This is a genomic window from Pontiella desulfatans (assembly GCF_900890425.1).
GTDB classification, from domain to species: Bacteria; Verrucomicrobiota; Kiritimatiellia; order Kiritimatiellales; family Pontiellaceae; genus Pontiella; species Pontiella desulfatans.
In genome coordinates this window covers 529953-548212 of sequence record NZ_CAAHFG010000004.1, presented here as the reverse complement: position 1 = coordinate 548212, position 18260 = coordinate 529953, and the positions used below count along the sequence as shown (strand labels likewise).

The window sequence follows — 18260 nt, the reverse complement described above, 5'->3', positions numbered from 1 at the left end:
GCCAAATGACCCACTTAACATTGAGTCTCGTCAGTTGCTTTATCAGCTGACCGACTATTACTCAACCTCTCCAAACCCCAAGACTCTCGCAAAAGAAAATCAATGTTGTCGGAGGAGAATGATTCAATAGAGTTTAGGTTTTTCCAGTAAATCGAATACTTTAACCGTGCTAGTTCAAAAGCCTGATCAAATGTCTCCACACAATAACTACCCGTAGACATTTTTATGACCTCAAAGAGGGTTTGATCAAGGTAGTCATGACCATTTTCTATGAGAGAAAGGATGTACTTAGGCTTCTTCCCAGAGTGAACAATGAGATTTCTCGTTCTGTAAATTCGCCGAACCTGCCAAGCAATCTTTTTTCGATGTTGTTCGATATGCGCACGAATTTTTTCCAAATCTCTTAGCATTTCCGACAACTGGAACGCTCTGAACCTAAGCAAATGAAAATCTCGAAGTGACCCGTACAACTCTTGCAACACAGCGTCATTTTCATTTAGAGCGAGCAATCGAAGTACCTTTTGGTAAACGGTCATACCTTTTGAGTCTGGTATTTTCCTCAAGACGAATCGGGTCTTAAACTTATTCCATAACAAGAGATCCGCCGCAAATCGCTCAACCAATCTACTAATGTAATTTACCGACAGGAATGGTCGCATGAGATCGTTAATTACATTGATCTTCGATCCTCCCGAGTGAGTAGGCAACAAGGTCTCAATAGCTATCCAAATATTAAGCAGTTGGTTTTCTGGCACATCATTCGTAACCCCGATGCCGTGGAAATCAACAACCCTATTGAATTTTTCTAAAGAGCTGTCTGACAGAGATACTTGTTTAATCAAGCGATTCAATTCCCTCGAAGCCATTTCTGGCTTCATATCAAATCCTTTCTCCATAGCACTCTTGGGCGGGAGAACACATTTGGGACCTTCTACGCAACATTGCTTTATAAGTGCTTTCTCATTCCATGAGATCTGATTTTTGTGATTAAAGAGGGTAAATAGATCTCGCAGTTGGTCTAATCGTCTTTCTGCTAGCTCTCTGGCTGTAAACACATCAGCACACTGAATTTCGCTTACTTCGACATACACTTCGTCATCAGATTTCTTAAACCCCTGTTGATCAGATATCTCGTGCAAGTCCTCTGGAAGTTCGTCCAGTATGATGACGTTAAATGCTGATATTGAATCTCTAACTTCAGCGATCAACCTTGAACAGGTGAAATATACCTCAAATTCGTGCCCGATTGGATAAATTGACTCCAGGAACTCTTTGATATTGTCATTTCCAGTTATCTTGGGTGTTGATCCAATATAGAAGTAATCGAGTGTTTTTGTATAAAGATACTGCTTGCTGAGACCGCAGTTAAGGAGTGTTGTCGTCAACAGCGTTGACAGCTTAGATATTTCTATTTTGCTCTTTTCCTGAATAGCTAACGCAAGAAGCTCAGAGCATCGATCCACGTACCTTTGCACACCCAATGTTCTAGCAAGAACTTCGAGCCGAATCTTCTTATCCTTTAGCTGAGTCGCTTCATCCAGCAATATATATTTTTCAGGCTCTGCATCTAATAACGATTTAGCGACTCTGTCGTTCTTTAGACTCCAATCGAGTTCCTCTAGAACAGGAACAAGGTTCTCAGGATCAATTATCCTGTTCTCAATATCTTCAATGAGACTAAGAGCTTCTTTACACAGAAAGAGAGAATTCAAGGCTGGGGGTTTGTAACTATCCAAAGAATAGTCGAATAGAAGTTCCTCCATTCGTTGAGCAAAAAAAAGCAATCCTTCACATTGGTTGGGATTTTCCCATTTTCTCAGGTTCCTGAATCTCATAGTAACTCCATTCCCATATCTTAATAAGGCTATACCAGATCCATATTACAGGAAACTATTAGCCCAACAAGGCTATCAAGATATTTAGCCTATATCTCAGCAAGCCGACGCCATTGTCTTAGGTTTAGGATTAAAGAATTGTTTGACTGATTCAAAAACCCTACCCGATTCAGGTGATCCAAAAACCCTCATCCCAGATCACCCCATAACCGTTACAGAAGTAGCCCTTTTCGGGTGATCCATAATCAAATGTTTTTGGATCAGCCAGCATTGGGACTACCACCCTTGTAGTTAGATATTGATTACCATTCTAGTGAAGCCCATTTTTGTAGATCAAGTTTACACACCTGACCTTGCCTTCACCTGTCAACTTCATCAATACACAATGACATTTATAAAGATTCCCTGTAGATGAGACCCTTTTTCAAACACTCCATTATCAACGTATGGGGAATATGCATCTATGCAGAGGTACTCTCCTGCATTTACGACAGAATCCTTTATGCTGTTAGTAAGCGGGACGCTGAACCATTCACCTGAAATAATTTCGCTTACATCAGTAGGCTCTGAAAGAGATCGAGTCTTTTCGTTTGTCGTTAGGGATCTCACCACTACTTCTAGCTTTGTATTTTGAAGAATAGGATTCACGTCATTGTAATACCCAGTATTATTTTTTAACGCTAAAACTCTAACCTCTCTAACTTTTTTCGAAACGGTGACTGGGTTGAAATAAAAAGACATTGCAGATCCCTCACTTGGTCGATATCCGCCCAAGTACTTCATGTGAGTGTCCGCAGTATCAATAAATGGATTCGTTTGATACGATATCCATTGCTCAAATATAGGATCTCCATCAACCGACTGCTCTAAACTAAATTCTGTCCATGTTTCCTCGCTGTGTTCTGCAAAAGGTGGCTTACCGACTTTTTCTCTAGGCTTCATTTTTTTCCCATTAACAGTCACTTGTATGTGGGCATCCTGTCTTTTTATGGCACTTACCAACTGCCCAAGGTTTGGATACTCACCAAGTTCAATGGAGTAGTAACCATCCACGACATCAACATCCATGGATTCTTCATAAAGGACATTGGTACCATTCTGTCCATCGAAGATTTGGAAGGTCATCGGGACATTGCCCGTTACGGGGTTATTCCCATGGGCAAGTTTGCCTTGGTAGTTAAGCCGCTCAGTTCCTGAGTAGGACAATAAAGGGAAGACCAAAGTCGCCAGTAAAAGTAGTTTTTGCATTTCGAACTCCTTAATTGATTTCGACAGACACTCTATAAAAACGAACACCGTTAGTTGGTGACACACCAGATATTTGTGTTGGATCGAAAATTTCGTTCATATGTATTTTTAATGCTTGGTACTATTTCAATTCTACGCTTGCACGAATACATGTCAGATCAAATCTGTTCGTTTGAGTTTGTCCTTCTGGCAATGAAAGCTCTATATGGATGTATTCATCTGAATTAATGTATGCCTTATTCTCTGGAGAGATAACTGGCAAATAGAACCATTCGAGCGGAATCATCTGATCTAATCTAACTTGATCCGACAACACTCTTTCTATTTGATCATCATCAAAGCCTCTTGCATAAGCTTGGATGACTACATCTGTTGGCACATTAGTTGTTATATTTCTCGCCCAAATACCTATCTGAGAGACGGTTTTCCTCTCCATCACCGATGGAGATACAAACATAAAATGTTGTTGCGATTCACAATTATAGAAATACAGGGAATAATTATGCACCGAGTAAAAATAGCCGCCGAAGAAGTTGGTATTCGCTATTTGATTATCCCAGTACGACTTGGGAAACACATTGTTGTTCATATAGAAATCATGAATAGTTTCTTTGCTTTTCTCAGCAAAAGGCGGTTTCCCAACCTTCTCTCTAGGCTTCAATTTCTTCCCATTAACAGTCACTTGAATATGAGCATCTTGACGCTTAATGGCACTGACCAATTGCCCAAAATTCGGATATTCACCAAGCTCAATTGAATAATATCCATCCACGACATCAACACTCATGGATTCTTCATAGAGGACGTTTGTTCCAGACTGTCCATCGAAGATTTGGAAGATCATAGGAATAGTTCCCGTAACAGGAGAGTTACCATGAGCCAATTTGCCCTGATAGTTCAATCGCTCTGTACCAGCAGTGCATAAAAGAGGGAGTAATACCAAAAGCGAAATTAGAACTATATATTTCTTCATAATATCTCCCTAGTAGATCTTCTGTACAGATACTCTGTAAAATCGAACGCTATTCGTTGGTGTCGTCCCTGATGTATTCACTGTGAAATCATCAACAACTGTATGGGAGTTTGTTCCACCACGACTTTCTATCCATACACTGTTGCCAACATTGGTAAAAGCGACCCAATTAGCAGTTGCGAGGTCGTCGCAGTACAGAGGAACGTACATACGATCTTTCAGAGTTTGGAACGTCAATTGATACGCCCCATTACTCGCACCTACATCAGGCGATATCTGGAAACGGGAATCTGGATTGGTCGGGTCATACCCAAATAGAAATTCCGCCATGTCACTACTGCCATCCCCATCACTATCATCCTTGTTCGGATCTGTAGGAACTGGAGGATTGAATGTAGATCCTGAAATTTCAGCCAGATCTAGAATCCCGTCATTGTCGTTATCTGGATCAAGTGTATCTACAAGACCATCACCATCGATATCAGATCCATCCTGTTCAATGAATCCTGCCAAGAATCCAGACTGATTGACATAATCACCACCTGTGGACTGAGTAGGATCTACCGGCTGTTGCCATGAGGATACATTTGAATACTCGCCATTGGTAGATATTCCACCTACAGCAAATGAGGATGCCATATTGGTGTAGTCCTGAGCTTCAGCCCAAGCTGATAGCAAACACAAAGTGGTTACCGGGATGTATTCAACAAAGTTGAAGCCCTGAACCCAAAGATCAAACATCAGTTTTATCAGTCTGCCTGCCGTAATGCCGTGGAGATTGAAGCATCCATTCTATTCAAAGCAATGGAGATCCTTCAGAAGTGCGATGTACCTTCAGTTCAGGTTTTTGATGAATTGATAGTCCCGGCATCAAAGGAGGCAAAAGCCAGACGTGCTTTGGAATGGGCATGGGAAAAAAGCCTTAACCATACGCCGTGGATTGAAGTGGAAAGGCTGGAGGAATATAACCCGGAAGAAGCCAATGAAGGTCGGATTATTCAGTTTCCAAAAGCAACCGGCATCAACTGGGATGAAGTAGCCGCCAATATTCTGGGAGCATGAGATGAACCGGTTAAATAATATGTCAAAGAACAGAGGTGTAGTGTTCTCCCCGGACGGCTGGAGGTTTACATTCAGAAAAGAGGTTCAATTTCAGATTTGGAAGTTCCGGCGGTGGCTGAAAAAATGACTCGATTCAGATTCAATAAGGCGACCGTGAAAAAAATATATGACACATGGATTCTGACCTTTTAGCGTCAGGGCATAGAATTTTGAAAATGTGCAAATCACCTTTTCACCATCCAAAAATCAAAATTTTATATTTTTTTCATACCGAGATTTTCAGGAACCCAAAATGGCAGTTTTGGAATCTGCCCCCCAGATATCCGGTCATTCAAAAATGCAAAAATTTCAAAAATTATTTTTTATGTTCGGCAAAATGACAGTTTCTGAAAAGGACATCCCCGCCTCTGGCGGGGAAGTATTCTAACAAGGAAACCCAAAGATTAAGCGGCGGCTGAAGCTTCCTCATCCCTAGTGAATACTCGCACCCACTTGCCATTTTCCCACACATCAACAACTTCCCACAGTTCACGAGGGACATCAGAAAGACATGCCCTGAAATTCTTCACATTTGATCCCTGCGACAAAGCAGTTTGCTCCATACCTTCAATAATGCCTACGGAACATTTACATTTCCGCTTCCACTCGTCCCATGTCATCAAGAAACTTGAATCAGCAGAAATGCCGAACCGAACCAGCCCGCCGCCAAGTTGCCTCATCCTCCCAAAGCTAAATTGCTTCATTCCTCCGGCACCATCCATCTCGGCTTTGGTTGCCGTAGGCTCCCATTTTTGATTCGTGGAAAACCATACGGCATTGATCAGCCCCGGAATCTGTACCGGCGTAGTTTTTCCCTCAGTATAAATTGCACCGGATTCCGAGATAGCCTGAAACTTCTCCCCAGTAGTGTAGTGCCAGCAGTATTTGTTGTTCTGTTTCTTAGCTTTTTTCATATCCGGTCTCCTTGGTTAATTTTCAGTTTTGGTTGCGGGCGGTAGTGCCACGGTCTTATGGGACCACAGATTTTCAGATGCGCAACCGATATTTTTCAGGCGAAAAAACCATTTTGAGATTTCAGAATTCTGTAGTAGGGACGCATAAGAGGAGCCTCAAATATGCGGTTTTGCTAGAAAACTTAATGTTTTTGGCATTATTGCCCTTCATGGATTTTTACCAAGTTAGCCCCTGTCACAAAAAATGCATTTTCAGCCTCGACAGGTTTTAGAAAAAGGGGCTTAAAAAAGTTTGAAAATGAATTTAGATTCCGTCTCAGCAAAGTCAAAAAGAAGGAATTTGATTCATTTCGGGCAGTTAATCCGATCTAAACTTCAGCCCGAAACCACCCTTAATCAAAGATGTCGGTCTTCCATCCGATATTGGTTTCCGATAACTGGATTTCCATCTCCACACGGCATTCAGCGCAGATGCCTGAGAATAGTTCTGTATCCCGTCCACATCTGGGACAGGGTTGTTCATACTTAAATTTGGCACCGTAGTATTCGGATTTAGCGGTCTTGCTATTCAGGTATTTTACGTCAGGCATGATCCCGACTCTGTGCAAATCCATTCTATCAGCATCCCAACAGATCCCGATCACTGGATCTTTGTGACGTACCACGTCAGTATGGTGCTCACAGGCGTAACATAATCGCTCCAGATCAGCTTCGGGAAGAGTGAACCACGTTCCATGCAGTTCTCTGGCGAAAGAGGCCCCACGCTTCCCATGATCGGGATCACGGCCATCATTGAGGCGGCGGGAATCATGGAATACGGCAAACAGGGGAAATACATCGCTTTGGATTCCTTCCTCCTTGGCAAGATGACGGGCATTCTCGGCAACCTTCAGCCAGTGGTAAATCCCATGGATACCCAGAGGATCTAGAGGGTAGCCCTCAAGTATCCTCCCGAACAATTCGGGGGTGATAATCGGATTCAGCGTATTGATTATGTCGGTCATACGGCCATCCACAAAAAATCATTCATGTACCCTCTGGATATGTAGCTCGTACCTCGCCATTTTCCAAAACACAGAACAAAGCCAACTCAATCGACTTCAGCATTGGAGTGAGCAAGCCAGTTTCAGAAGCACAATGATGCTCTTTAATTTTCCCCTCAGACAATACTTCCAGTAGACGTTGTTTCTGATTGGAGCCTATGCGGTGATATAGCTTTCTCCATTCCTTAGCAGAATCCGCATTATTTTTCCGCCAGATAATGTAGTGTACGGTCTATAATCCGTTGATCGTAGCTGGACTATTTGTTGCCTTACCGCATCGGGCAATTTAAAGGTGTGAAACTGAGCGTTTTCATCATCCCATAGCTGGTTTAACCGAGCAACATGCTTGTCCAAAAACGGGAGTTGCCCCTCATACCAAGATCGAAAGACAGAAAACGCCTCTCCATTAAGTGTTCCCTTGATTGAGTCATTATATGACCCATGAATGGCTACATAATTATCTGACTCATCCGCAAAATATCCTACTTTATCATGGTAATCCCCACCACGAAAACCCGCCCGTGGGACTGCGAACCGAACATCCAACAGCTCATCAGCGATTAACCAAGCAAACGTATTCAAGGTGTTAGATTCGAGCGATGAAGAAATTTCATCCACGGATGAGTGAAGACACTTTTTGAGCATCTCATTTTCACGAGCTTGTTGCCCGAGTTCAATTGCTTGCCAATCCTTTTCATCAAGAATGGGCGACATAATTAACCGGGCACGTCCTCCAGAGGAGATAAGCTCCTCAAGCCCTTCTGAAGCTATTCTTAACCATCCGCTAGAAAAGTACCCGACACCACGGCAATACAACTTGGACTGTGCCAACAATGGAACCATCAAGTCCCGCACTAAGTGGTACTCTGAACTGTCATATACAGCTTCCAGCGAGAGAGATTGAAGATCACCCATTTACGACCTCGCCTGATTCAAGATAACACTCATATTCACTCATAATTAGTCCATCTTTTGGCTGAAACATGGATAAAGAGAGTTTCTTTCTGACAACTCCATGCTCCCGCATCCACTCAGAAAGTTGATCACGGCTACAGCCACCATTAAAAACATTCTTAACTACAGATGAAACCAAATCGCCTAGTTTGGCTAATTCTCCCTTTGAGCCCTTTATCGTGAATGCCCTCTTTGCATTACCTAAAATCTGAACTCCATCAATTTTCCCGGCAATTGAGGCTAGCAAATCAGCAGTCCACCCATATCCATTTTCTAATTCAGGAAGATCATCCTCCATAAGATCAAAAACATCCTGTAGATCACCAACGAATCCACCAGCACGGAGACTTTGCTCATACGATGCTTCCAGAACCTTAAAGATTTCCCTACTTTTGTTCTCGCTCCATCCAAGTACGCTTGAGTGAATCAAACACCGGGGGTAATAAACAAATACGTTAGCTGTTTGAGGCAAACGTGCCTTCATTTGTGCGGCATTATACCCAACACTCTCGAAGTGATCTGAACAGTCATCGACAGAAACAACACCATTCCTCTCTATAAGATATCTTTCGATAGTCTCGTTTAATGACATTGCACTTCTTCCCTGCCTAGAAATATGAGGGAACCTGCGACATTCATATTGATCAGAAAAAAAATGTTGAATCAGCGCATGGAGCATGTTGGGAGATTCAATGCCAAGTTCAAAGCAAACGATCTCCTTCTTCTTAAACAAGCGATGAACACCAATTTGCTTATGAGACTGAAGGGTTAATTCTATCAAGTCCGCACACGATTGTAAGTCACTCTTATTTAGCCCCAGATTATCGACATGAATAAACTTATCCTCTCCCAATGGGATCACCTCATCGAGGCGGCTAAAACAACTGGGCACTGTTGCTTCTCTCATTCCAAAACCATTCACAAGCTGGTTTTTAATCTCGTCAGAACGAACCGCTCCGTCTTGATCCAATACCCACTGCTGAACATAATAAGTAATCGAGCTTCGCCCATCACTAGGTCGCTCAGAGTGAATATACCGAAACTTGTCTACATAACATGTATCACTAAATAAATTTGCAACAACAGACGCCAAAGCATACTCATTTGGCACACCTGCATCAGAGAAAGTGAATTGATATTCTTTAAATATTCCGATTACACTGGTGATTGAGTTTTCCTTCAGGCGTTGATTAATCTCATTCCCAATAATCGACAAAATATCATCCCGAACTTTGATGAAATCCTTGTGAATAAACTCATCTTTCCCCCAGCGGAAACACTGGTTAGAATTTGACAAAACCTGTCTCAGTTTTAGAATTGTTGTATCAGACAAAGCTTCAATAGAAGACCAAAGTTCGGTGATTGAGCAAGCACCCCCATACATCTGGAGCAATGCTTCAGCTTTCCTCATCAACCCACCCCTGGCAAGAGCATGAGCCTCATCAGACCAAACAGTGTCACCGTCTTTTCTGTAGCCACTACGTTCACATAGCTCATCAACATACCCTGATGAAAATGGCAAGTCAGCAAACTCACAACCAAAAAAAGTTCTTTTCCGACATATCTCTTGTAGTTCCTCAAGAGCTTCTGCATTCAAGGTAAAAGGTTTATCCTCCGAGTCACGGACAAGCCTTTTGAACAACTGAGTTATCTCGTCACAATCTCGGCATTGATGCGGACGAAAAACAACATCTCCCTCAAAAGCAAATCGGGCTTTCATTGAAGGAAAATTCCGAATCAATTCTTTTACCCCTCCTTCATCTACAGGGGTATTCCAGTTCAGTTTTTCAGCCAATAAAGTGCCGAGCGCATGCATCTCAATAATGCCCCGATTGGAATTAACAACATCAGCCATCGCCTCTCCAACATAGTCTAATGCGATGCGAGTTTTGAAACACGTTTCTACCAAGTCGGTTGATTTTGCTACAACTTGACGGATGCGCTCTCTAGTGCACCCATAATCGTGAGCAACCGATTCTAAAGTTCGCCCATGACAAATTCGACACGAAGAAATATCAGCATCTCTGACAGACATTCCTACCTCCAAGCACATTTGCTTTATGAGGTCGCTTATACTCTCTCCCATGGAAATATTTGTTTCAGGGTTGCGGCGATACTCTAAAAATTCCTCAACATTTTTTCGCAGTTCACGAACTGTATTTTTACCGCAATTTTTCAAGCCAAAAAAAACGTTGGAGCGAACCAGCAATAATTCACCTAATGTTTTTACCCCAAGATTAGCCAGTGCTTTTTTAGCCCTTACATTTGTCACAAATGACGTCACTGGAGCATCGGGATAGAACTCGTCTGGCAAGGAAGTGACGTTGAGATCAAGCCCACTATATAAAGGATAATCACTTAATAAATATGGGTCTGGCTCCCATAGTGACACCTCTCCCGAGGAAAGGAGGGGGAATAGTTTTTTCTGAACGCCCTCAATCTCTTTCCAGCATTTCTTTCCTACACCTCGCTGACCTAAAAAAACATCCTTAGTCAACTTCAGAAAAGGCTTGGGCGATGTAACCGATAGACGATCTAAACCATTTTTTGTCCGCACAGAAAAGGATGCATACGCAAGTCGCCACTCATGCTCTAGTCCATGTTTCTCAGAACGTTCCTCTTCATTCGGTTCACAACCTATATCATAACTATATTCAAATCCGCCGCTAAGTACTTCCTGAAGATAATCGACTTCCTCCCAGTAGATTGCACCAACATCCTGACGTCCTAAAAATGTGTACTTACTTAAGGCAAAGAATTTTTCTAGAGAGCAAATCCCTAAAGATGTCAGACGATTTTGACTCACCTCCGAAAGGCATTCCTGATAAAACTTCCAATCAGCATCGGACACCGCCTCATCGACGACCCCTGAACCTAGAATGGACGCTACTTTTTTCTGCCAAACTCCTAAGCAGACCACAGTTTTTTTGCCGACACCATCTAATCGCAAAACATCCTTCATATCTAGGTCGATAAACTCACCGATACTCTTGATGTGAAGACGGTGCAAAGCCCTGTGAGCTTTCACCCCAAGCTTCAGAACTGATATTGGCGTTTTATTATCCATTGATGACCGCAAATCTCTTATGCAAACTACTTTATTAATATCAGACAAAACCCTTACTCATCGACCATATTAAAAAAAAACAGGTTAATTATATTAGGTTCAAATAAGAAAGTGCGGGAAATAAGTGAGTTTCACAGAACTGCGTCAACCCACACCATGACTAATGGAAAAATGACCGCCAAATAAATTGATCGGCAAACCCCTCTATATGGGGGTTTCGTAATAACCCGGTAATATGCAGTAAATCAGACCAATCCCAACCCTCTGGCTTGATTCTAGGAGAACAATCATCTCGTTATAAAATCAGTGTTTTATAATGAGTACTCACAAACCACTTGTATTTAACATGTTGCATATTACCTGAATTGCCTTGCATTCTATACTCATTATGTTATCTTATATATCTAACTTTTCATAACGGGATTGACTATGACGACTGGACTGACAAATCAAGCAAAGACTCTCACCCCGAAACAGGAATCCATGATCCTCGGATACTTGGCGGATCGTAGAAATTCACTGCGGAACCGGATAATGTTTCTGCTTTCCTGCAAATCAGGTTTACGGGCGAAAGAAATCTCAGGTCTGAAGTGGAAGAACATTCTGACCGATGAAATTGAAGTCGGTGACACGATCCATCTGACCAACGATATTTCAAAGGGCAAGAATGGCGGACGGGTGATCCCGATCCATAAAACGCTAAAGCCGCTTCTTCAGGAACTATTGGAAATTCATTCCAAACGGATCAGGGGTAACAAGACCGCCCTATATGAAACATCCCTTATTCAAACGGAACGATCAAAGTCCTCTACCCCACAGGTCATCGTGAATTTCTTCCACACCCTGTATAAAGACCTTGGTCTTATTGGCTACTCATCCCATTCAGGGCGGAGAACCTTTATCACCAATACCGCACGTAAGGTATCCACGGTTGGCGGATCACTACGGGACATCCAGTATCTGGCAGGACACAGCACCCTGCAAACTACACAGCGGTACATTGACCACGACAGCGAATCACAGCGAAAAGTGGTGGATCTGATTTAAGGACACATGAAGGCGATCATTTGGTCGCCTTTTTTTTCATGAACGGATTGGCAGGGATTGTTAAATCATAGTCTCCAAAGTCCATTTTCACAAGATCCTCCAGCAACCGTGCCATTGGTAGTTTTCCCGTATAATCAGCATTCACAGGGTTATAGCCTTTGAGTTCATGTCCCATTAATTCATGGCGAACCTGAAAGTCCATCCTCGCATTATTTTGTGAATAATGGGCGAAGCTATGCCTCAACCCGTGGAATGTACGCCTGCGAACAGCCTGAATCTTTTTATCTATAAACTTATGCTTGAATCGCTGGTTAAACCAGTCACTGAGACTCTTGTTATATTTTCCATTTGCCGTGCGACGAACATTGGAAAACAACAAATCATTTTTGCCATTGAGTTCCCTTCGCCGATTTTCCACAAATCGCATAAACCCTATTTCTATCAACTTAGGATTAATAGGCACGATTCGGCACGATTGACGATTTTTAAGGCTCTTATCTGCACCGACCTCCCCCTCCTCGGTTAATTTGAAACAAGGGAGTTCCTGATAAGTTATAATGTCATCAACGAATAGCTGACAGATCTCTGATTGTCGGCAACCATTGTAAAGGGAGATTATGACAGACCAATACCAAGACGGCTTACTCTCTTTGTATGGAAGGATCTCAAACAACTTTTCTAATTCATGCTGTTCAAATGCTTTGTCATCCTCTTCGCTCAATACATTCGGCTTAGTCTCTTTCAGTCCAGATGCAGGGTTGAGAGTTATCCACCTTCTCTGTACGGAAAAATTAAAAACTGAGCTGACGTTGCTTATTAAGGTGTTAATTCTAGATTGCCCGATGTGTTTATCATTGGCACCAATCTTTAGCGCTTCTGCCAAACTCTTCCCGTCAAACTTTGGAGACTGCTGGCGGTTTTTCGGGTACTTCCTAAGGCAGTTATTTCGGTAATCAACCAATTCATCGGGAGAATAATCGGAAACAGGTCTATCACCCGCCCACTCAATAAACAGAGCAACACCAGCCCTTTTAGTTTCGGCGGTGCCATCTTTAACATCCCCGTCCTTGAACGCTATGTGCTTTTCAAGAGCCTCGGAAAGTGTAGGTATTTTTTCACCATGGGCATTAGTTGATGGAGTCGTCGCAACAGCAGGCTTTTCAACCGGAACATCCTCCCAACGCCCATCAATCAATTTATGTGTTGTCCGAACTGGCACAGGTTTTCCCATCAGCGGGGGAATGCTGTCCTCCATCTCTTCCAGCAGAGGCTGGAGTTTGTGAATAACAAAACGAGCGGTTTTTCGTCGCAGGTCACCATCGGCTAGGTTTTCAACCTGTGCCACATGTGTGCATAGCTCCAGTAGCGTTTGCTGAGAAACAGGACACAAATCAACTCCTGCCAAAGCCTGTTCACTTAAATCCTTCTCAACAGCGTATTGCATACTATGCCCGATATTTCCAAGCTGGAGGTGCAAAGTGTTTAGATCAGCGTTCTTTTTACATTCCAGATTTTCGGACAATTGATGGATCTCTGACTCAATACTGGACAGGTCAAATGGTTTGGAAGTGGGTTTCTTTGAAGCAGGCACACCAGTTGAAGATTCTTTCCTGATAGCCTGCCGTGCTTCACGAACTTCCTTACCGTATTTTTTATTGAGTCCTTTTCCCCAAGCTACCGCATGATTTTCATCATCCGTATCAAGGGTAAACTTCCATTCCGTTTGCCCGATGTACGCCTGCACGTCATCGGGAACAACCTTCCTGTACTTGTACTTGCCTTCAGAAGGATTGGTTAAATTCGGGACTTTCTGCATTATGACCACCTTTAGTACCTCCGATTTTGTACCAGAATTTGTACCAAGGGCAAAAATAAAGCCTTGAGAACATGCGTTTTACCGCAGTTTCAAGGCTTTACAAAAAAATTGGGGTGAAAGACGGGATTCGAACCCGCGGCCTCATGAACCACAATCACGCGCTCTAACCAACTGAGCTACAATCACCAACTGAGAAGAGGCAAAAGATAGCGTCCGCCGTCGGAAAATCAACCGTTTTTAACGGAAAATTTTGGCGGCAAAGGCATGTTGTTCCGCCTTTAGGCGGCTTCCCTGCCTAAACGCATCGGGTGCAACCACCTAAAGGCGTAACCACCTGCGATCATCTTTCCCTCAACTTTGTGTTGCAAAGTGCTTTCCCATTGACTAGGTTCTGGACATTGGAAGACGGGAAATGATTGCAAACCACATCCATGACGCGCTCGGGCAAGTACGCCGGCTGCAGGCCTTGATCCTGGAGAAGCGCAAGTTTACGGGCTATTCGGGAACCGCCCGCATGCTGGGCGGGTCGGTGGCGCTGTTCGGTTGCGTGCTGATGGGGCTCTACGTTGAGGGCTACGGGATGCACCTGCTGGGCTGGGGCTTCATTCTTTCGGTGGGGCTGGCGGTGAACTATGGCGCGCTGGTGCTCTGGTTTGTCCAGCTGCCGGACCGCGAGCGCACGCTGCGGACGATATCCCCGGCGCTGGATGCCATCCCGCCCCTGGCGGTTGGCGCGTTGTTTACGGCGGCCTTGCTCCTGAAGGGCCACCCGGATTTGCTGTTCGGTTCGTGGATGTGCCTCTATGGCCTGGCGCATACCACCTGCCGCACCGCCCTGCCAAAGGAAAATGGGTGGCTGGGATTCTACTATCTCGCCTGCGGCGCGTTTTTCCTGCTCTGGCCGGGAACGTCGTTCATGAATCCATGGCCGGCCGGGGTCGTATTCCTGGTGGGCGAATGGATCGGCGGACTGGTTTTCCACCGCCACAAAACCGAGGCCATGGAGGAATATACCGATGACTAAAAAAGAAAACGCCTTCCAGGCACTGGAAAAAATATTCCACGAACCGAGCCGCCTGGCCATCATGTCGGCCCTCTGCATGGCGACCGATGGGCTAACCTTCACCGAGCTCAAGGCCGAGTGCGAACTGACCGACGGCAACCTTAACCGCCATTTGAAGGTGCTGAAGGAAAGCCAGGTGGTGCGGGTGAAGAAGGCGTTTGTCGACGACAAGCCGCGCACGACGGTATTCATCACCGCCCAAGGGCTCGGCCGCTTCAACGACTATCTCGAAGCCTTGGCCGACGTGATGAAGCAAGCCCGTAAGGCGCTGCCGAAAGATAAGGTCGTCAAGACGGTGTCCAATGGAAAAGAAGCAACCGCATAAGCAGGGAGCCACGGATGAACACGGACAAACCCGGAGTTTCGGAGACTGTTCGGCGGGGCAGGCGAGCCGCCTGCGATACACTCGTCGGCGAACCGGTTGTACCGCAGGCGGCTCGCCTGCCCCGCCGCACTCGTTTTTCATGCCGCCATACTTTGCAATGCAAAGCTCTTTCCAAATCTAAAAAATTGCGCCATCGGCTGGGCTGGATTTGGACAACGGCCTTGCTCCTACCCGTGCATGCCTGGGTGTGGCTGGCGGCAGAAAACCCGGTGTTGTCGGTGCTCAACGGAGCCGTTCCAACCTTTATTCTGAGTGGGCGGATGTGCACGGAGCGCTTCAGCATCATCCACGCCGGCTCGGCATTGGATCAGCCAACCATCGGGAAATGGTTGTTCTGGTTCACGGTCATGGCGGCCACTGCACTCCCCTGCACGGCCGGCGTCGGCTGGCTGGCCAACCGAACGAGCAAGGCTGGGCGGATCGCTTTTTCGGTGAACACGTTCGTCCTCGGCTTCATGCTGCTTAGCATCCTCAGTTGGCCGGTGCTGTGGCTCATTCAATACATCTGCTCCATGGGCTTCACCCCCCGGCGCATCCAAGGCCTGCTCTATTCAATTTCAGCGGCGGCCGGCATCATCCTCTTTCTCATCTGGGCAACCAGGAAACCGCAATCCCGCCAACCAAGGAGCCAGCCATGAAAGCACATCCCCCTGAACTAAATCCGTTCGATGCCCACTTCCAACCGCTGGAAAAACAGGGGCTGTTCCCGGTGGTCGATGCCACGCTGAAGCGCCCCGCACAGGTTGTGCATGAATTGATGAACCGGAAAAGCCGGAACATACCGGCCATCCTGACCCTGCTGTTGCTGGCCTGCCTGGCCGGGCTGGGCTTGATGATGGGTAGCTTCAGCGGCGGCGCGCAATGTTGGGCGGCACCGGTGAAGGTGATGTTCGGCACCTTGCTGAGCGTGCTCATCTGCATGCCGAGCCTCTTCATCCTGCTCTGCCTTTCGGGCGGCGAACAGAGCTTCCCGGAGGTGGCGCGGATTTTGTTGCTCGGCCTCGTGCTGGCCGGCATTTTGTTTGTGGGCTTCATGCCGGTGGCGTGGATCTTTTCGCAGGCGACGGAGTCGGTCGCCTTCATGGGCTTCCTCTACCTGCTCGTCTGGGGCATCGGCCTCTTCTTCGGCCTGCGGCTCATGAAGACCGCCTTCCGCTTCCTGAACAAAAAGAAGGCCGGCACGCTGAACCTCTGGTTTTTCATCTTTACCCTCGTCGTGCTGCAAATGAGCACCACCCTCCGCCCCATCATCGGCGAATATGAAGCCCCGCAGTTCAGCGAAAAGAAATTTTTCCTCGTGCACTGGGCGGAAACCATGGATCGATGAACCATTTCGTTGCGGGAATAAATAACCACGAAGACACAAAGCACACGAAGCTTGGTGTTCTTGGTGCCTTAGTGGTTAAAAAAAGATAATGAAGGATCCGCATTGAAAATATTTACTGCCAGACTACCGGTGTTGTGCCGCGGCGATTCGGAAGCAATCGACCGATGGCTCGGCGAGCAGAGCGGGCAATGGATCCTGTTCTGCATGCTGACCATCGCCGTCTGCTCCGGCCTCTACGGCGCAACGATCGGTCTTTGGAGAGCCGGGTTGATGGCGCTCTATGTCGCCCTCAAGTTTCCCCTGCTGATCTTCCTGACCACGCTCTGCAACGGAACCCTGAACTGGATGCTCGCCGCCGCGATGGGCACCGGCTTCACCTTTCGCCAAACCCTGCTGGCGCAGCTGATGAGCTTCACCGTGGCATCGCTCTGCCTGGCGGCGCTCGCGCCGATCACCCTCTTCATTCTCCTCAACACGCCGTCGCTAATGAGCGGCAACACCTTCGGGCATAGCTTTTTCCTGCTCATCAATGTCGGCGCATTGGCCTTCGCCGGGATCGTTGCGAACATCCGGCTTCACCAATTCCTGCTGCGGAAGACCGGACAGCGCATCCTTGCCCAAAAGGTATTGCTAGCCTGGCTCGCCGGCAACCTGCTGGTCGGCGCGCAGCTTTCGTGGAACCTGCGGCCCTTCATCGGCTCGCCCGGCCTTGCCATCCAGTTCCTGCGCCCCGATCCGTTCAACGGCAACTTCTACGAATCGGTCTACCGCTCCGCCCTCCGCTTCGCCACGGAGCCGAGACCATGAACATCCTGCGGCCAACGCCGGCAACCTCCGTATTGAAATGCCTCGGCATGGTCCTCGCCGGCTCAGCCTTGTATGGAGTTGCGTTCGGCATCTGGCGCTCACCGCTGCAAGCGTGCTACTCCGCCATCAAGATGCCCCTGCTCTTCCTTTCCATCGTTGCCACGAGCGGAACGGCCAATGCCATGCTGTCGCAGGCGCTTGGCGCCGGACTATCGTTCCGGCAGGTCTTCCGTTGCATTGCCATCGGCATGGCGATCGCCGCCGCACTGCTCGGCGCGCTCAGCCCGGTGGCGCTTTTCTTTGCGGTGCAATTGCCGGTCAGCTCGGCCGCCTACCCATGGGTACTGCTCGGCCACACGGCACTCGTCGGGCTTTGCGGCACCGTCGGCATCATTCACCTCCACCGTCTGCTACGCACGTTGACCACCATGCCCAACCGCGTCCTCACCGCATGGTTCCTGGTTTCGGGCTTTGTGGGCTGCCAGCTCTCGTGGATTTTCAGCCCATTCCTTGCAATGCCCGACCGCCCCGAACCGTTCTTCAACCCAGCCGCATTTTCGGGCAACTTCTACGAATATTTGTGGCACACTCTCTTTGGAGGCGCATGAGATGAAACTACTGGACTGGTCTCACCACAGAGAGCACGGAGCCACAGAGAGTCCGTTGCAACATCACACCCT

18 protein-coding genes and 1 tRNA gene are annotated in these 18260 nt (G+C 46.4%); 9 read left to right on the top strand and 10 right to left on the bottom strand.

Translation table 11 applies throughout. The annotated features are described in order from the left end of the window. Window positions 1-14: 14 nt before the first annotated feature. The 4 genes from E9954_RS27870 to E9954_RS27855 form a co-directional block, all read right to left on the bottom strand. Window positions 15-1835 carry a hypothetical protein gene (locus E9954_RS27870; RefSeq protein ID WP_136082576.1) on the bottom strand — a complete coding sequence of 607 codons (1821 nt, stop codon included), beginning with the start codon at window positions 1833-1835 and terminating at the stop codon, window positions 15-17. Between the two features lie 375 nt (window positions 1836-2210). Beyond that, a complete protein-coding gene (locus E9954_RS27865; protein WP_136082575.1) occupies window positions 2211-3083 on the bottom strand; it encodes a hypothetical protein in 873 nt (290 codons plus the stop codon). 121 nt (window positions 3084-3204) lie between these two features. Continuing rightward, complete coding sequence (locus E9954_RS27860) at window positions 3205-4056, bottom strand: hypothetical protein (RefSeq protein ID WP_136082574.1); 852 nt, start codon at window positions 4054-4056, stop codon at window positions 3205-3207. 9 nt (window positions 4057-4065) lie between these two features. Further along, a complete protein-coding gene (locus E9954_RS27855; RefSeq protein WP_136082573.1) occupies window positions 4066-4797 on the bottom strand; it encodes a hypothetical protein in 732 nt (243 codons plus the stop codon). 30 nt (window positions 4798-4827) lie between these two features. On the opposite strand from E9954_RS27855, the gene E9954_RS27850 reads away from it, so the two are divergent. After that, window positions 4828-5118, top strand: coding sequence for a hypothetical protein (locus tag E9954_RS27850; RefSeq protein WP_136082572.1), 291 nt, complete (start codon window positions 4828-4830; stop codon window positions 5116-5118). 292 nt (window positions 5119-5410) lie between these two features. Then, a complete protein-coding gene (locus E9954_RS33570; protein ID WP_281281277.1) occupies window positions 5411-5545 on the top strand; it encodes a hypothetical protein in 135 nt (44 codons plus the stop codon). Between the two features lie 16 nt (window positions 5546-5561). Here the strand turns inward: E9954_RS33570 and E9954_RS27845 are convergent, their stop codons facing one another. From E9954_RS27845 to E9954_RS27830, 4 genes are all read right to left on the bottom strand, one after another. Continuing rightward, window positions 5562-6071 carry a hypothetical protein gene (locus tag E9954_RS27845; protein WP_136082571.1) on the bottom strand — a complete coding sequence of 170 codons (510 nt, stop codon included), beginning with the start codon at window positions 6069-6071 and terminating at the stop codon, window positions 5562-5564. 392 nt (window positions 6072-6463) lie between these two features. Further along, window positions 6464-7075 (bottom strand): hypothetical protein, encoded by a 612-nt coding sequence (locus E9954_RS27840; protein WP_136082570.1) that lies wholly within the window; start codon window positions 7073-7075, stop codon window positions 6464-6466. Window positions 7076-7270: 195 nt separating this feature from the next. Next, window positions 7271-8029 carry a phospholipase D-like domain-containing protein gene (locus tag E9954_RS27835; protein ID WP_136082569.1) on the bottom strand — a complete coding sequence of 253 codons (759 nt, stop codon included), beginning with the start codon at window positions 8027-8029 and terminating at the stop codon, window positions 7271-7273. After that, window positions 8022-11135, bottom strand: coding sequence for an RNA polymerase sigma factor RpoD (locus E9954_RS27830; protein WP_136082568.1), 3114 nt, complete (start codon window positions 11133-11135; stop codon window positions 8022-8024). Before E9954_RS27830 ends, E9954_RS27835 begins: the two co-directional genes overlap by 8 nt. A gap of 429 nt (window positions 11136-11564) precedes the next feature. On the opposite strand from E9954_RS27830, the gene E9954_RS27825 reads away from it, so the two are divergent. Next, the gene (locus E9954_RS27825) at window positions 11565-12182 is read left to right on the top strand and encodes a tyrosine-type recombinase/integrase (protein WP_136082567.1); all 618 of its coding nucleotides are present in this window, start codon (window positions 11565-11567) and stop codon (window positions 12180-12182) included. 16 nt (window positions 12183-12198) lie between these two features. Here E9954_RS27825 and E9954_RS27820 read toward each other — a convergent pair whose 3' ends face one another. Then, complete coding sequence (locus E9954_RS27820; RefSeq protein ID WP_136082566.1) at window positions 12199-13998, bottom strand: site-specific integrase; 1800 nt, start codon at window positions 13996-13998, stop codon at window positions 12199-12201. A 109-nt stretch (window positions 13999-14107) separates the two neighbouring features. Then, a tRNA-His gene (locus tag E9954_RS27815) sits at window positions 14108-14184 on the bottom strand. Between the two features lie 226 nt (window positions 14185-14410). Here E9954_RS27815 and E9954_RS27810 point away from each other — a divergent pair. The 6 genes from E9954_RS27810 to E9954_RS27785 all read left to right on the top strand — a co-directional run bounded on the left by E9954_RS27810 (window position 14411) and on the right by E9954_RS27785 (window position 18188). Further along, on the top strand, window positions 14411-15022 hold the full coding sequence (locus tag E9954_RS27810; protein WP_136082565.1) for a hypothetical protein: 612 nt from the start codon (window positions 14411-14413) through the stop codon (window positions 15020-15022). Then, complete coding sequence (locus E9954_RS27805; protein WP_136082564.1) at window positions 15015-15386, top strand: transcriptional regulator; 372 nt, start codon at window positions 15015-15017, stop codon at window positions 15384-15386. The genes E9954_RS27810 and E9954_RS27805 overlap by 8 nt, the downstream gene beginning before the upstream one ends. Window positions 15387-15607: 221 nt before the next feature. Beyond that, the gene (locus tag E9954_RS27800) at window positions 15608-16084 is read left to right on the top strand and encodes a hypothetical protein (RefSeq protein ID WP_168442649.1); all 477 of its coding nucleotides are present in this window, start codon (window positions 15608-15610) and stop codon (window positions 16082-16084) included. Next, window positions 16081-16773: a hypothetical protein gene (locus E9954_RS27795; RefSeq protein WP_136082562.1), complete on the top strand. Its 693-nt coding sequence runs from the start codon at window positions 16081-16083 to the stop codon at window positions 16771-16773. Before E9954_RS27800 ends, E9954_RS27795 begins: the two co-directional genes overlap by 4 nt. A gap of 102 nt (window positions 16774-16875) precedes the next feature. Beyond that, entirely contained in the window at window positions 16876-17580 is a 705-nt protein-coding gene (locus E9954_RS27790; RefSeq protein ID WP_136082561.1) for a hypothetical protein, read from the top strand. Then, window positions 17577-18188, top strand: coding sequence for a hypothetical protein (locus E9954_RS27785; RefSeq protein WP_136082560.1), 612 nt, complete (start codon window positions 17577-17579; stop codon window positions 18186-18188). Before E9954_RS27790 ends, E9954_RS27785 begins: the two co-directional genes overlap by 4 nt. Window positions 18189-18260 lie beyond the last annotated feature (72 nt).

Excerpts from the sequence above, each read along its gene's own strand:
- E9954_RS27870 (WP_136082576.1), bottom strand. The coding sequence starts at position 1,835 with ATGAGATTCAGGAACCTGAGAAAATGGGAAAATCCCAACCAATGTGAA.
- E9954_RS27865 (WP_136082575.1), bottom strand. The coding sequence starts at position 3,083 with ATGCAAAAACTACTTTTACTGGCGACTTTGGTCTTCCCTTTATTGTCC.
- E9954_RS27860 (WP_136082574.1), bottom strand. The coding sequence starts at position 4,056 with ATGAAGAAATATATAGTTCTAATTTCGCTTTTGGTATTACTCCCTCTT.
- E9954_RS27855 (WP_136082573.1), bottom strand. The coding sequence starts at position 4,797 with ATGTTTGATCTTTGGGTTCAGGGCTTCAACTTTGTTGAATACATCCCG.
- E9954_RS33570 (WP_281281277.1), top strand. The coding sequence starts at position 5,411 with ATGGCAGTTTTGGAATCTGCCCCCCAGATATCCGGTCATTCAAAAATG.
- E9954_RS27845 (WP_136082571.1), bottom strand. The coding sequence starts at position 6,071 with ATGAAAAAAGCTAAGAAACAGAACAACAAATACTGCTGGCACTACACT.
- E9954_RS27840 (WP_136082570.1), bottom strand. The coding sequence starts at position 7,075 with ATGACCGACATAATCAATACGCTGAATCCGATTATCACCCCCGAATTG.
- E9954_RS27835 (WP_136082569.1), bottom strand. The coding sequence starts at position 8,029 with ATGGGTGATCTTCAATCTCTCTCGCTGGAAGCTGTATATGACAGTTCA.
- E9954_RS27830 (WP_136082568.1), bottom strand. The coding sequence starts at position 11,135 with ATGGATAATAAAACGCCAATATCAGTTCTGAAGCTTGGGGTGAAAGCT.
- E9954_RS27825 (WP_136082567.1), top strand. The coding sequence starts at position 11,565 with ATGACGACTGGACTGACAAATCAAGCAAAGACTCTCACCCCGAAACAG.
- E9954_RS27820 (WP_136082566.1), bottom strand. The coding sequence starts at position 13,998 with ATGCAGAAAGTCCCGAATTTAACCAATCCTTCTGAAGGCAAGTACAAG.
- E9954_RS27810 (WP_136082565.1), top strand. The coding sequence starts at position 14,411 with ATGATTGCAAACCACATCCATGACGCGCTCGGGCAAGTACGCCGGCTG.
- E9954_RS27805 (WP_136082564.1), top strand. The coding sequence starts at position 15,015 with ATGACTAAAAAAGAAAACGCCTTCCAGGCACTGGAAAAAATATTCCAC.
- E9954_RS27795 (WP_136082562.1), top strand. The coding sequence starts at position 16,081 with ATGAAAGCACATCCCCCTGAACTAAATCCGTTCGATGCCCACTTCCAA.
- E9954_RS27785 (WP_136082560.1), top strand. The coding sequence starts at position 17,577 with ATGAACATCCTGCGGCCAACGCCGGCAACCTCCGTATTGAAATGCCTC.